We start from the raw sequence: 13,876 nt of genomic DNA on the forward strand, positions 1-13,876 counted from the left end.
GGGGGGGGGGGCGGGGCGGGGGGGGGGCGGGGGGGGGGGGGGGGTGGGGGGGGGGGGGGGGGGGGGGGGGGGGGGCGGGGGGGCGCGCCCCCCCCCCCCCCCCCGGCCGGGCTCCACAGAGTTCTCCGTACCACCGTTTCCAGGGAGCTGTTGTCCATGAACCCCCAGGCCCCGGTTCACGCCGCAGACGATCACTGGCTCACTGTCATGCGCCACCGCTTCCGTGCCTGGCGAGGTGCCCGTCCTTTCTGGGCCGGACTGTTCACGCTCCTCGGCGGAGTGCCGATCATCTACTTCCCGTTCGCGGACATCCGGCTGGCCAACGTCAGCCTCGCGATGGCGACGACCTCGGGATCCGTGTCGCTGATCCTCGGCGTCCTGCTGATCACGCTGGGCCTCGGCCTCTGGTTCCAGCAGGGCATCCGCGTCTTCGCGGGCGTCGCCGCGATCCTGCTGGCCCTGGTGTCGATCCCGAAGTCCAACCTCGGCGGCTTCTTCATCGGTTTCCTCACCTCCATGATCGGCGGATGCCTCGCGCTGGCCTGGGCGCCGGGTGCTCCGGCGGAGGAGGAAGAGCCCGAGCGGCCCGAGGCGCAGAAGGGGGACCCGTTCCACGGCTTCCCGGGGCCCCGAGACACGGAAACGGCGTACGCGACCGAGACGACTGCCCACGCCGATGGCGGGAGGAACAGTGCGGGGTGATGAGACGCAGCGGGGCGTGACCCCCGGAGCGGAGTCCCGTGAGAAAAGGGGGCCGCGCCACGCGGCGCCCAGGAAATCGCTGCTGAACAAGCTCCAGATACCCGTCGGCAAGACGATGGCGCTCGCGGCGATGCCGACGGCCGTGCTCGTCGGGATGGGCATGGCCCCGAAGCTGGCACTCGCCGACGAGAAGGACATCCCCTTCGCCCCCGGCCCGTGCGTGACCCGCTCCGACGAGCCGACGCCCAGTCCGTCGACGTCCACGCCGGGCTCGCCGTCTCCTTCGGCCCCGGCGTCGCCTTCGGCCGGCGCGAGCCCCTCGCCGGGCGCGAGCAAGCCCCCGAAACCGGCGGTCAGCCCCTCGGCGTCCCCGTCGGCCCGGCCCGAGGTCCCGAAGACGCCGAAGCAGCCGTCGACGAGCGCCTCCCCGTCCCCGTCGGCCACGGCCACGAAGCCGGCCAACCCGCTGGACCCGCTGGGTGTCGGTGACGCCCTCAAGGGCCTCGTGGACGGCCTCGGCAAGCCCCTCCAGGACGCGACGAAGCCGGCCACCCCGGCGCCCGCGCCCACCCCGGCCACCCCGTCCAAGGACCCCGCCGCCGACGCCATCCGCGACGCGGCGAAGAAGGCCGGCGCCACGGTCGAGGAACTGCCCCAGGACGTCAAGGACACGGCCGCCAAGCCGAAGGACGAGACGGGCAAGACGCCCAAGGGCGCCGAGAAGGACGGGGACAAGGCCTCGCCGAGCCCCTCCCCGACGACGTCGGCGACGACGGACCCGGACGGGAAGCAGCCCTTCCCCTGCCCGACCTTCGACGCCGAGGCCTTCGCCAACGCCAAGCTTGAGCCGGGGATCCCGCTCCTGCCGGACGAGCCCTGGTACCTGGACAGCTCGCTGCTGACCCTCTACGGCCTCGACTACGAAGGCATCGTGGAGGTGAAGACGGCGGGAGGCAAGATCAAGAAGGTCCTGAAGTTCACGGCGGACTCACTGGACATCAAGGACCTCTACCAGACCGTCGGCAAGGGCCCCAACGTCGCCCACCTCAAGTCGCGCCCGGGCTCCACATCCCAGATCCGCGGCGGCAAGGTGACGATGTACACGGAGAGCCTCAAGGGCAACCTCTTCGGGCTCATCCCGGTCGAGTTCACCCCGAACACCCCGCCGCCCCTGAACGTCCCCTTCGCGTTCTTCACGAACGTCAAGGTCGTCCAGGCCGGCCAGTTCGGCGGCAACCTCACGGTCCCGGGCCTGAGCAACTACATCGGCCCGCCGGAGTAACCGGCCGGACCCCGCGCGGTCGCAGCAGCACCGAGGGCGGCACCCCGGATTCCGGGGTGCCGCCCTCGGTCTCTGTGCGGCAGAGTCAGGCGGCCGGCGTCAGGGCTCAGGCGCCCGCGGCCGTGTCGCCCAGGTGGTGGACGCGGACCATGTTGGTCGTGCCGGGGACGCCGGGGGGCGAGCCGGCCGTGATGATCATGGTGTCGCCGGCGTTGAAGCGCTGGAGCTTCAGCACCTCGCCGTCCACCAGGTCCACCATCGCGTCGGTGGTGTCCACGTGGGGGACGATCGCCGACTCGACGCCCCAGCTCAGGGTGAGCTGGTTGCGGGTGTTCACGTCGGTCGTGAAGGCCAGGATCGGCTGGCTGGCGCGGTAGCGCGACAGGCGGCGGGCGGTGTCGCCGGACTGGGTGAAGGCGACCAGGGCCTTGCCGTCGAGGAAGTCCGCGATCTCGCAGGCCGCGCGGGCGACGGAGCCGCCCTGGGTACGCGGCTTCTTGCCCGGCACCAGCGGCTGGAGGCCCTTGGAGAGGAGCTCCTCCTCGGCCGCCGTCACGATCTTCGACATCGTCTTGACGGTCTCGATCGGGTAGGCGCCCACCGAGGACTCGGCGGACAGCATGACCGCGTCGGCGCCGTCGAGGATGGCGTTGGCGACGTCGGAGGCCTCCGCGCGGGTCGGGCGGGAGTTGGTGATCATCGACTCCATCATCTGGGTCGCGACGATCACCGGCTTGGCGTTGCGGCGGCACATCTCGATGAGCCGCTTCTGGACCATCGGGACCTTCTCGAGCGGGTACTCGACGGCAAGGTCGCCGCGGGCCACCATGACCGCGTCGAAGGCCGCGACCACGGCCTCCATGTTCTCGACGGCCTGGGGCTTCTCCACCTTGGCGATGACGGGGACCCGGCGGCCCTCCTCGTCCATGACGCGGTGGACGTCCTTGACGTCGTTGGCGTCGCGGACGAAGGAGAGGGCGACCATGTCGCAGCCCATCCGCAGGGCGAAGCGCAGGTCGTCGACGTCCTTCTCCGACAGGGCGGGGACGTTCACGGCGGCACCCGGCAGGTTGATGCCCTTGTGGTCCGAGATGACACCGCCCTCGATGACGATGGTCTTGACCCGCGGGCCCTCGACCTCGGTCACCCGCAGCTCGACGTTGCCGTCGTTGATCAGGATCTGGTCGCCCTTGGTGACGTCACCCGGCAGGCCCTTGTAGGTGGTGCCGCAGACGGACTTGTCGCCCGGGACGTCCTCGGTGGTGATGGTGAACTCGTCACCGCGCACCAGCTCGACGGGACCCTCGGCGAAGGTTTCCAGGCGGATCTTGGGGCCCTGGAGGTCGGCGAGGACGCCGACCGCGCGCCCGGTGTCCTCGGAGACCTTCCGGACGCGGTCGTACCGCTCCTGGTGTTCTGCCTGGGATCCGTGGCTGAAGTTGAATCGGGCCACGTTCATACCTGCCTCGATGAGCGCTTTCAGCTGCTCATACGAGTCGACGGCGGGGCCCAGCGTGCAGACGATTTTGGAACGGCGCATGAAGCGGATCCTATCCGTTTGTTTCGTAGCGGAATATTCCGTCTGGCGGAAAGTCCAAGTGACTACTGGGTAACCAGCGCGTACGCCTGGGAGGCGATCTCCAGTTCCTCATCGGTGGGCACCACGGCCACCGCCACCCGCGCGTGCTCCGGGGAGATCAGCCGCGGCTCCCCGGAGCGCACGGCGTTCGCCTCCGGGTCCAGCGCGAGGCCCAGCTCCTCCAGCCCGGCGATCGCCGCCTCCCGCACGACGGAGGCGTTCTCGCCGACGCCCGCCGTGAACACCACCGCGTCCACCCGCCCCAGGACGGCCGTGTACGCGCCGATGTACTTCTTCAGGCGGTGCACGTACGACGCCAGCGCGAGCCGGGCCGACTCGTCGCCCTCGCCCGCGCGCCGCGTCACCTCGCGCATGTCGTTGTCGCCGCACAGACCCAGCAGACCGCTCTTCTTGTTGAGCAGCGAGTCGATCTCGTCGACGCCCAGCCCGGCCACCCGGGCCAGGTGGAAGATGACCGCCGGGTCCAGGTCGCCCGAACGGGTCCCCATGACCAGGCCCTCCAGCGGGGTCAGCCCCATGGAGGTCTCCACGCAGACCCCGCCCCGCACCGCGGAGGCGGAGGCGCCGTTGCCCAGGTGGAGCACGATCACGTTCACGTCCTGCACCGGACGGCCCAGCAGCGCGGCCGCTGCCCGCGAGACGTAGGCGTGGGAGGTGCCGTGGAAGCCGTACCGCCGGATGGCGTACTCGTCGGCGGTCGCCGCGTCGATCGCGTACCGCGCCACGTGCTCCGGCATCGTCGAGTGGAAGGCGGTGTCGAAGACGGCCACCTGGGGCAGGTCGCCGCGCAGCTCGCGCGCCACCTCGATGCCCGTCACGTTGGCCGGGTTGTGGAGCGGGGCCAGCGGGATCAGGCTGCGGATCTCCGCCAGCACCTCGTCGTCGATGACCGTAGGCCGGGTGAACCGGGTACCGCCGTGCACCACCCGGTGGCCGACGGCCGCGAGCTCAGGGGAGTCCAGGCCCAGCCCGTCGGCCGCCAGCTCCGCCGCGACCGCCCGCAGGGCGGCGCCGTGGTCCGCGATCGGCCCGAGGCGCTCGCGCTTGCCGCCGGCGGCACCGTCCCCGGTGAGCGGCTCGTGCACGAGGCGGGAGGTCTCCTCGCCGATGCGCTCCACCAGGCCGGCGGCGAGGCGGGAGCGGTCCTCCATGTCGAGCAGCTGGTACTTCACCGACGACGAGCCGGAGTTGAGGACGAGTACGCGCGTTGCGGTCACGATGAGGGGTCTTTCCTTCGGATGCGGTCGGGGATCACGGATCACTGGGCCTGCGGCAGGGACTGCGACTGCGCCTGGATCGCGGTGATCGCCACGGTGGTGACGATGTCCTGGACCAGCGCGCCGCGCGAGAGGTCGTTGACCGGCTTGCGCAGGCCCTGGAGCACCGGCCCGACCGCGACGGCGCCGGCCGAACGCTGCACCGCCTTGTACGTGTTGTTGCCCGTGTTCAGGTCGGGGAAGATCAGCACGCTCGCCCGGCCGGCCACCTCGGAGCCCGGCAGCTTGGTCGCCGCGACCGAGGGCTCCACCGCGGCGTCGTACTGGATCGGCCCCTCGACCGCCAGGTCGGGGCGCTGCGCGCGGACCGCCTCGGTGGCCTTGCGGACCTTCTCCACGTCCGCCCCGGAGCCCGAGGTGCCCGTCGAGTACGAGAGCATCGCGATCCGCGGCTCGACACCGAAGGCGGCGGCCGTGGCCGCCGACTGCACGGCGATGTCCGCGAGCTGCTCGGCGTCCGGGTCCGGATTGACCGCGCAGTCGCCGTAGACGAGGACCCGGTCGGCCAGGCACATGAAGAAGACCGAGGAGACGATCGAGGCCTCGGGCTTGGTCTTGATGATCTCGAAGGCCGGGCGGATGGTGGCGGCGGTGGAGTGCACCGAGCCGGAGACCATGCCGTCGGCCAGGCCCTCCTGGACCATCAGGGTGCCGAAGTAGTTGACGTCGGTGACCACGTCGTGGGCCAGCTCGACGGTCATGCCCTTGTGCGCGCGGACCTTGGCGTAGTACTCGGCGAAACGTTCCCGGAGGGGGGAGGCCGCCGGGTCGATCAGCTGGGCGCGCGAGATGTCGACGCCCAGGTCGCCCGCCTTCTTCAGGATCGCCTGCTCCTCGCCCAGCAGGGTCAGGTCGCACACCCCGCGGCGCAGCACCACGTCCGCGGCGCGCAGTACGCGCTCCTCGGTGCCCTCCGGCAGCACCACCCGGCGCCGCTCCGAGCGGGCCCGCTCCAGCAGCTCGTGCTCGAACATCATCGGGGTGACGCGCTCCGAGCGGGCCACCGACAGCAGCCCGCGCAGTTCGGCGGTGTCCACGTGCCGCTCGAAGAGGCCGAGCGCGGTCTCCAGCTTGCGCGGGGTCGCGGAGTTCAGGCGGCTCTGCAGCGAGAAGAGTTCCGCGGCGGTCGGGAAGCTGTTGCCGGCCACCGAGACCACCGGGGTGCCCGGGGCGAGCTTGCAGGCCAGCGTGAGGACCTCCTGGGAGGGGCGCTCGTTCAGGGTCAGCAGCACACCGGCGATCGGCGGGGTGCCCGAGGCGTGCGCTGCGAGCGCTCCCACGACCAGGTCGGCGCGGTCCCCGGGGGTGACGACCAGGCAGCCGGGGGTCAGGGCGTTCAGGAAGTTCGGCAGCATCGCGCCGCCGAACACGAAGTCCAGGGCGTCACGGGCGAGCCCGGCGTCGTCGCCGAGCAGCACCTCGCCGCCGAGCGCCCGGGTGATCTGGGCGACGGTCGGGGCGGAGAGGGACTTGTCGTCCGGGAGGACGTAGCAGGGCACGGGGAGGCGGGCGGCGAGCCACTCGGCTATGACGTCACGGTCGTCCGGGGCCACCCGGTTGACGACCATCGCCACGACGTGGCAGCCCAGGCTCTCGTAGGCCCGGTGGGCGCTCTGGGCCTCGGCGCGCACGGCCTCGGCGGGGTGCTTGGTGCCGCCGACGACGGGGACGACGACCGCCCCCAGCTCGTTGGCGAGGCGGGCGTTCAGCGCGAGCTCGTCGGGCAGGTTGGTGTCGGCGTAGTCGGTGCCGAGGGCCAGCATGACCTCGTAGTCGCGGGCCACCCGGTGGTAGCGGTCCACCAACCGGGAGACCAGCTCGTCGGGGCCCTTCTCGGCGAGGAGGGCGGAGGCCTCGTGGTAGTCCATGCCGTAGGCGGTCGCGGCGTCCTGGTCGAGCCGGTAGCGGGCCCGCAGGAGGTCGAAGAGCCGGTCCGGCCCGTCGTGCAGCAGGGGGCGGTACACGCCGACCCGGCCCGTCTGCCGGGTCAGGAGCTCCATGATCCCCAGTTCGACGACCTGCCGGCCGTCTCCCCGCTCGATACCGGTCACGTACACGCTGCGCGTCACGCGTGCTCTCCGTCCCATGCAGTGGATGTCTGATTCACCTGGCTTGACCTCTTGACAATACCTCCGTCAGTGGATAGGGCGCTCCTGGGGAAAAGGCCTGGTCGGGAGGGGCGAAAGGCCTGGTGGGCGGAGTGGCGCGGGGCGCGCTCCCCTCTCGAAACGTGGAACAATCGGACAGGCGTCATCAATACGTCCTTCATATGTACGGCCGGGCCGGGCACAGGGAGGGGCGTACCCCCGGCGCAACGGCAGGGCACGACCAGGAGCAGGAGACACAGCACGATGCGTATCGGAGTTCTCACCGCAGGCGGCGACTGCCCGGGCCTGAACGCTGTCATCCGGTCGGTCGTCCACCGAGCGCTGGTCGGACACGGGGACGAGGTCATCGGCTTCGAGGACGGCTTCAAGGGCCTCCTCGACGGCCACTACCGCCCCCTCGACATCAATGCCGTCAGCGGCATCCTGGCCCGCGGCGGCACGATCCTCGGCTCGGCGCGCATGGAGCGCGCCCGGCTGCACGAAGCCGCCGAGAACGCCAACGAACTGGCGAGCCGGTACGGCCTCGACGCGCTGATCCCGATCGGCGGCGAGGGCACCCTCACGGCCGCCCGGATGCTGTCCGACGCCGGGATGCCGGTCGTCGGCGTGCCGAAGACCATCGACAACGACATCTCCTCCACCGACCGGACCTTCGGCTTCGACACCGCCGTCATGGTGGCCACCGAGGCCATAGACCGCCTCAAGACCACCGCCGAGTCCCACCAGCGCGTGATGGTCGTCGAGGTCATGGGCCGTCACGCGGGCTGGATCGCCCTGGAGTCCGGCATGGCCGGCGGCGCCCACGGCATCTGCCTGCCCGAGCGCCCCTTCGAGGTCGACGCGCTGGTGAAGATGGTCGAGGAACGCTTCGCCCGGGGCAAGAAGTTCGCCGTCGTCTGCGTCGCCGAGGGCGCGCACCCCGCGGCGGGCTCCATGCCGTACGAGAAGGGCGCCATCGACCAGTACGGGCACGAGCGCTTCGCGGGCATCGGCAACCGCCTGGCCATCGAGCTGGAGCACCGCCTGGGCAAGGAGGCCCGCCCGGTCATCCTCGGCCACGTCCAGCGCGGCGGTGTGCCGACCGCGTACGACCGCGTCCTGGCGACCCGCTTCGGCTGGCACGCCGTCGAGGCCGTGCACCGGGGCGAATTCGGCAACATGACCGCCCTGCGCGGCACCGACATCGTGATGGCCCCGCTGGCCGAGGCCGTCACCGAGCTCAAGACGGTCCCGGAGCACCGGATGTACGAGGCCGAGTCGGTCTTCTGACCGGCCGCGTCACGCACCGCCGGCCAGGGCCCAGAACCGGTCCGTGATCTCCGCGAGGAACTCCCGGCCCGCGTCACCGGTGCCGGCCGTGCCCTCGGCACCGCCCCAGCCGAGGGTGGCCACCATCCGCTGCTGGTAGTCGTTGTAGAGGTACTCCAGGACCCGTTCCAGGTGGGCGCGGGGCACGGGCAGCAGCTTGCCCAGCGGTTTGACGTAGGCCTGCCAGCGGGTGGTCACCGCACTGCGCAGCAGCCCGGCGAGCTCCTCGTGCTTGCCGGTCGCCGTCACGAACTGCGCCAGGCTCAGCCCGAGGACCGAGGCCAGGGCGGCGGACTGCCGTTCGTTGCCCTTCCAGCGGCCGGTCTCCTCCATCTTCCGGTACGCGTTCGCCTCCACCCCGATCCGGCGGGCCAGGTCCTCCGGGTCCAGGCCCCGGGCGATGCGGTGCTCCCGCAGGGTGACGGGTTCGGCGAGCAGCTCCCCGGGGGAGCACCAGAGCACGCCGGCGAGGGCCGTGAGCTCGGTGGAGGTGGGCGACTGCTCGCCCCGCTCCCAGGCGGTCACCGTCTCCGGTGCGACGAGCAGTCCGTACTGGGCCCGCAGGCCGTAGGCGACGTGACCGGGGGCCATGCCCAGGGCCGCGCGCAGGCGACGCGCGGCGGGGGCATTGAAAGGTGGGCTGGAGTGCACAGGGCACACGGTAGGAGTGGCCGAGGTGTGACGACTACAGACTATTCAAACAAGCCCATAACTCGTAGGAAAGTCCTATGCAGTTCATGACTTTGGGCGGTTTTCCCGGCGACTGTCCGGTAATCGGATCACAGAAGATCCATTTACAGCGTACGGATTCGGCCACTTCCCCGCAGGTGACCCGGGAAGACCGCGGCGTGATCCCGGTCACACCACCTGAACCGGCCGCGGCCGGCGTCCGTGATCCATGACGGGGGCCCTCGCATACGGGGGTGGCGAGGGCCTCCCCGGACGTCCGTGTGCCGTTCCCCTTCCCTTGACGTCGGCGTCAAGGAATACGGTCGCCCCATGCGCATCGGCGAACTGGCGAAGCGGGCCGGGACGAGCACCCGGACGCTCAGGTACTACGAATCACGCGGACTGCTCGAAGCCCGGAGGACCGGCAACGGCAACGGCTACCGCGACTACGACGAGGACGACCTGCGCCTGCTGCGGCAGATCCGCACCCTCCAGGACTTCGGCTTCGAACTGGAGGAGACCCGGCCGTTCGTCGAGTGCCTGCGCGCCGGCCACCCGGCCGGGGACTCCTGCCCGGCCTCGCTCGCGGTGTACCGCCGCAAGCTCGCCGAGCTGGACGGCCTGATCGGCCAGCTGGCCGACGTCCGCGAGCAGGTTGCCGCCCAGCTGGCCGCGGCCGAGGAGGCCGCCGGGGAAGCCGTGCCGCGCTGCGAGATGACCGGCTGACGCCCGGCGCCGGCGCGGACGAGTGCACGAGACGTGACGTCAGTGAGAGACCTGAGAGGGGAACGGAAATGATCCACGCACAGGGTGTGGCGGAAGTGACCGACGCGGACTTCGAGGCCGAGGTGCTGGCCGAGCGGGACCGGCCCGTGCTGGTGGAGTTCACCGCGGACTGGTGCGGCCCCTGCCGCCAGCTCGCCCCGGTGCTCTCCGCCGTGGCCGCCGAGCGGGCGGACCGCCTCAAGGTCGTCCAGATCGACGCGGACGGCAACCCCGGCGCCGTCACGCGCTACGGGGTGCTGTCCATGCCGACCATGCTCGTCTTCCGCGACGGCGAGCCCGTCAGGCAGCTGGTCGGCGCCCGTGCCAAGCGTCGGCTGCTTCAGGAGCTCGACGACGCGCTGGTCACGGCCTGAGCCAGACCGTCGCCATCGGCGGGAGCGTCATCCGCAGGCTCGCCGCACGCCCCTGGGCCGGTACCGGCTCCGGGCGCAGCGGCCGGCCCTGGCGGACGCCGCTCCCGCCGTACTCCTCGCTGTCGGTGTTGAGGACCTCCCGCCACAGCGGCACCTCCTCCGGCACCCCGAGCCGGTAGTCGTGCCGCACCACCGGGGAGAAGTTCGACACGCACAGCAGCTGCGAGCCGTCCTGCGCGTACCGCAGGAACGCGAACACGTTGTCCTCGGCGGCGCCGCCCTCCACCCAGGCGAACCCCTCCGGCACCGAATCCCGCTCCCACAGCGCGGGAGCCGCCGCGTACGCGCGGTTCAGGTCGCGCACGAGGTCGCGCACCCCCCGGTGGTCGCCGGCGGCCGAATAGGAGGAGTCCAGCAGCCACCAGTCCGGGCCATGGGCCTCCGACCACTCCGACCCCTGCGCGAACTCCTGCCCCATGAACAGCAGTTGCTTGCCCGGGTGGGCCCACATGAAGCCCAGGTACGCGCGGTGCGTGGCCCGCTGCTGCCACCAGTCGCCCGGCGCCTTCGACACCAGCGAGCGCTTGCCGTGCACCACCTCGTCGTGCGAGATCGGCAGCACGTAGTTCTCGCTGAAGGCGTACACCATCCCGAAGGTCATGTCGTCGTGGTGGTACTTGCGGTGCACCGGTTCCTTCGACACGTACCGCAGGGTGTCGTGCATCCAGCCCATGTTCCACTTCAGGCCGAAGCCCAGCCCGCCCGAGTCCGTCGGCCGCGTGACCCCGTCCCAGGCCGTGGACTCCTCCGCGATCGTCACCACCCCCGGGCAGCGCCGGTAGACCACCGCGTTCATCTCCTGGAGCAGCGCCACCGCGTCCAGGTCCTCCCGGCCGCCGTGCCGGTTCGGCGACCACTGGCCCTCCTCACGCGAGTAGTCCAGGTACAGCATCGAGGCGACGGCGTCCACGCGCAGCCCGTCCACGTGGAACTCCTGGCACCAGTAGACGGCGTTGGCGACCAGGAAGTTGCGGACCTCCTTGCGCCCGTAGTCGAACTCCAGCGTCCCCCAGTCCGGGTGCGAGGCCCGGCGTGGGTCCTGGTGCTCGTACAGCGGCCGGCCGTCGAATTCGGCCAGGGCCCATTCGTCGCGCGGGAAGTGCGCGGGCACCCAGTCGACGATCACCCCGATCCCGGCCCGGTGCAGCGAGTCCACGAGGAACCGGAAGTCGTCCGGGGTGCCCATCCGCGAGGTCGGCGCGTAGAAACCGGTGACCTGGTAGCCCCAGGAGCCGCCGAAGGGGTGCTCGGCGACCGGCATGAACTCCACGTGCGTGAAACCGAGCTCCTTCACGTACGCGGGGAGCTGCTCGGCCAGCTGCCGGTAGCTGAGCCCCGGCCGCCAGGACGCCAGGTGCAGCTCGTACACCGAGAACGGCGCCTGGTGCACCGGGCGGGCGCCGCGCGTCGCCATCCACTCGGCGTCCTGCCACACGAACCGCGAGGCGGTGACCACCGAGGCGGTTGCCGGCGGGACCTCCGCGTACTGCGCCATCGGGTCGGCGCGCAGGGTGTGACTGCCGTCCGGGCGGGTGATGTCGTACTTGTACAGGGCGCCCTCGCCGACCCCGGGCAGGAACAGTTCCCACACCCCGGTCGAGCCGAGCGAGCGCATCGGGTGGGCCGTCGGGTCCCAGTACGAGAAGTCCCCGGTGACCCGCACCCCCTGGGCGTTCGGCGCCCACACCGTGAAACGGGTGCCGGCCACGCCCTGGTGCTCCATCGGCCGGGCGCCCAGCGCCGTCCACAGCTCCTCGTGCCGGCCCTCCCCGATCAGGTGCAGGTCCAGCTCCCCGACGGCGGGCAGGAACCGGTACGGGTCGTGGACCTCGATCTCGGCGCCGTCGTACGTCACCAGCAGCCGGTACTCCGGCACCCCGGTGAGCGGCAGCAGGCCGGAGAACAGCCCCTCCCCGTCGTCGAACAGCTCGGCCCGCAGCTCCTCGGCGACGACCGTGACGGCCTTCGCGTACGGGCGCAGCACCCGGAAGGCCACCCCGCCCCGCTGCGTCCGGGCACCCAGCACCGCGTGCGGGTCGTGGTGGCGGCCCTCCAGCAGCCGGGCCCGTTCCCCCGGGTCCAGCGCGGGCGCCGGGTGCACCCCGTGGGGCGGCGCGGCGCTGCCGGCCCGCGCCCCCCTCGGTACGGGCGGCCGGGGCCGCTTCGCCGGTTCCGGTCCGGCTGCGGATTCCTCACTGACGGTCGGTGACGGCTGTCGTGCGGCGCTCACGCGAGCGGCCTCCTCGGGGGCTTCGGATGGGGGGAAGGGGCGGGGGAGGTGCCGGGGACCGGCGGGGGCATGCGGTGTGCGGGCCGCTGCGGTTCCGACAGCCGGCGGATCGCCGCCATCGGGACGTGCAACCAGTCGGGGCGGTGCCGGGACTCGTACCGGGCCTCGTACACCGCCTTGTCGGTCTCGTAGGCGCGCAGCAGGACCGGGTCCTCGCGCGGGTCGCGTCCGGTGGTCCGGGCGTAGCCCTCGCAGAACGCGGCCCGGCAGGCGTCCGCCCAGGCCGGGGCGAAGGGCCGGTGCGAGCGGGCGGCGTAGTCGAAGGAACGCAGCATCCCGGCGATGTCGCGGACCGCCGGCTCGGGGCGGCGGCGGTCCGCCAGCGGCCGGGCCGGCTCCCCCTCGAAGTCGATCAGCGCCCAGCTGCCGTCGGCGGTGCGCAGGGTCTGGCCCAGGTGCAGGTCCCCGTGGATGCGCTGGGCGGGGACCCCGGCGCCCCGGGAGGCGGCCAGCGCGTCGAAGGCGCCGCGCAGCCCGGCCTCGTACGGCCGCAGCGCGGGCACCTCGCGGCAGGTGGCGGACAGCCGGGCGGTCATCCCGGCGGCGAGCCGGGCGGTCTGCTCGGGGCCCAGGGCCAGGGTGGGGAGCGCGGTCGCGAGCGCGCTGTGGACCTCGGCGGTGGCCCGGCCCAGCGCGTGCGCCTCGGCGGTGAAGTCGGCCCCGGAGCCGAGTCTGCGCAGGGCCAGCTGCCAGCCGTCGTCGGAGCCGCGCAGGTAGGGCTGGAGCACGCCCAGGGTCAACGGTTCTCCACCGGCCGGCTCGGCCTCGTACCAGGCCACCGGGGCGGGTACGCGGGTACAGCCGGCGGCGGCCAGCGCCCGGGGGAGCTCCAGGTCCGGGTTGATCCCGGGGCCGACCCGGCGGAACACCTTGAGGATGTACGAATCCCCGTAGATCAGGGAAGAGTTGGTCTGCTCGCCGGACAGCGGCCGGGGCAGCAGCCCGGCCCGCACCGGCGTGTCCGGGTCCCGGTCGAAGCGGAGCGGGCCCAGCGTCCCGGGGGAGCGCAGCCGCTCCAGCAGCAGCGAGGCCAGCCGGGGGTCGCCCAGCGCCTCGTAGACGGCCCGGCCGGCGTACGGGCCGTCGGGGGCGTGCCCGATCAGCGCGGGCGCCAGGGCCGGCGGGAGCGGGGACGGGCGGATGCCCAGCAGGAGCTGGTAGCAGTCCCCGTCCACGTCGAGCAGCAGGTGCAGCAGTCCGGGCGCGGAGCCCGGCGGCAGCAGTTCGGCCGCCGAGACGGCCTCGATGCGGCCGATCCGGCGCCCCTTTCCGGCGAACCAGCGCTGTGCGGGGAGCCAGTCCCGCAGCATCGGCTCCAGCCCGGCGATCCCCGCGGGTCCGGTGGTTCCCTTGGTCCCGGCGGACCCGGGGGCTCCGGCGGTCCCGGTGGCCCGGGCGGCCGTCAGCCGGCTCCGGGCGGATGCAGCCTCCGACATGGCGT

General features: G+C 72.2%; 11 protein-coding genes. 5 read left to right on the top strand and 6 right to left on the bottom strand.

Going from position 1 to position 13,876, the window contains the following annotated elements; genetic code table 11:
* Positions 1–156: 156 nt before the first annotated feature.
* A complete protein-coding gene (locus ACFY7H_RS20330; protein ID WP_388939806.1) occupies positions 157–702 on the top strand; it encodes a DUF6114 domain-containing protein in 546 nt (181 codons plus the stop codon).
* The gene (locus ACFY7H_RS20335; protein ID WP_388939807.1) at positions 692–1,984 is read left to right on the top strand and encodes a hypothetical protein; all 1,293 of its coding nucleotides are present in this window, start codon (positions 692–694) and stop codon (positions 1,982–1,984) included. The genes ACFY7H_RS20330 and ACFY7H_RS20335 overlap by 11 nt, the downstream gene beginning before the upstream one ends.
* Positions 1,985–2,090: 106 nt before the next feature.
* Here the strand turns inward: ACFY7H_RS20335 and pyk are convergent, their stop codons facing one another.
* From pyk to pta, 3 genes are all read right to left on the bottom strand, one after another.
* On the bottom strand, positions 2,091–3,524 hold the full coding sequence (gene pyk / locus ACFY7H_RS20340; protein ID WP_388939809.1) for a pyruvate kinase: 1,434 nt from the start codon (positions 3,522–3,524) through the stop codon (positions 2,091–2,093).
* 62 nt (positions 3,525–3,586) lie between these two features.
* On the bottom strand, positions 3,587–4,801 hold the full coding sequence (locus ACFY7H_RS20345) for an acetate kinase (protein ID WP_388939810.1): 1,215 nt from the start codon (positions 4,799–4,801) through the stop codon (positions 3,587–3,589).
* Between the two features lie 41 nt (positions 4,802–4,842).
* The gene (pta, locus tag ACFY7H_RS20350; RefSeq protein ID WP_388939812.1) at positions 4,843–6,930 is read right to left on the bottom strand and encodes a phosphate acetyltransferase; all 2,088 of its coding nucleotides are present in this window, start codon (positions 6,928–6,930) and stop codon (positions 4,843–4,845) included.
* Positions 6,931–7,212: 282 nt separating this feature from the next.
* On the opposite strand from pta, the gene ACFY7H_RS20355 reads away from it, so the two are divergent.
* On the top strand, positions 7,213–8,238 hold the full coding sequence (locus tag ACFY7H_RS20355) for an ATP-dependent 6-phosphofructokinase (RefSeq protein ID WP_388939813.1): 1,026 nt from the start codon (positions 7,213–7,215) through the stop codon (positions 8,236–8,238).
* A 9-nt stretch (positions 8,239–8,247) separates the two neighbouring features.
* On the opposite strand, the gene ACFY7H_RS20360 is transcribed toward ACFY7H_RS20355, so the two are convergent.
* Entirely contained in the window at positions 8,248–8,928 is a 681-nt protein-coding gene (locus ACFY7H_RS20360) for a helix-turn-helix domain-containing protein (RefSeq protein ID WP_388939814.1), read from the bottom strand.
* 348 nt (positions 8,929–9,276) lie between these two features.
* Here ACFY7H_RS20360 and ACFY7H_RS20365 point away from each other — a divergent pair, with 348 nt between their 5' ends.
* Together ACFY7H_RS20365 and ACFY7H_RS20370 are read left to right on the top strand one after the other, a co-directional pair.
* Positions 9,277–9,672, top strand: coding sequence for a MerR family transcriptional regulator (locus ACFY7H_RS20365; RefSeq protein ID WP_388939815.1), 396 nt, complete (start codon positions 9,277–9,279; stop codon positions 9,670–9,672).
* A gap of 68 nt (positions 9,673–9,740) precedes the next feature.
* Entirely contained in the window at positions 9,741–10,085 is a 345-nt protein-coding gene (locus ACFY7H_RS20370) for a thioredoxin family protein (protein WP_388939816.1), read from the top strand.
* On the opposite strand, the gene glgB is transcribed toward ACFY7H_RS20370, so the two are convergent.
* Together glgB and ACFY7H_RS20380 are read right to left on the bottom strand one after the other, a co-directional pair.
* The gene (gene glgB, locus ACFY7H_RS20375; RefSeq protein ID WP_388939817.1) at positions 10,075–12,375 is read right to left on the bottom strand and encodes a 1,4-alpha-glucan branching enzyme; all 2,301 of its coding nucleotides are present in this window, start codon (positions 12,373–12,375) and stop codon (positions 10,075–10,077) included. The two genes, ACFY7H_RS20370 and glgB, sit on opposite strands and share 11 nt — an antisense overlap.
* The gene (locus ACFY7H_RS20380) at positions 12,372–13,871 is read right to left on the bottom strand and encodes a phosphotransferase (RefSeq protein ID WP_388939818.1); all 1,500 of its coding nucleotides are present in this window, start codon (positions 13,869–13,871) and stop codon (positions 12,372–12,374) included. The genes glgB and ACFY7H_RS20380 overlap by 4 nt, the downstream gene beginning before the upstream one ends.
* Between the last annotated feature and the right edge of the window lie 5 nt (positions 13,872–13,876).

Origin of the sequence: Streptomyces sp. NPDC012794 (genome assembly GCF_042901085.1) — a bacterium.
GTDB lineage: Bacteria > Actinomycetota > Actinomycetes > Streptomycetales > Streptomycetaceae > Streptomyces.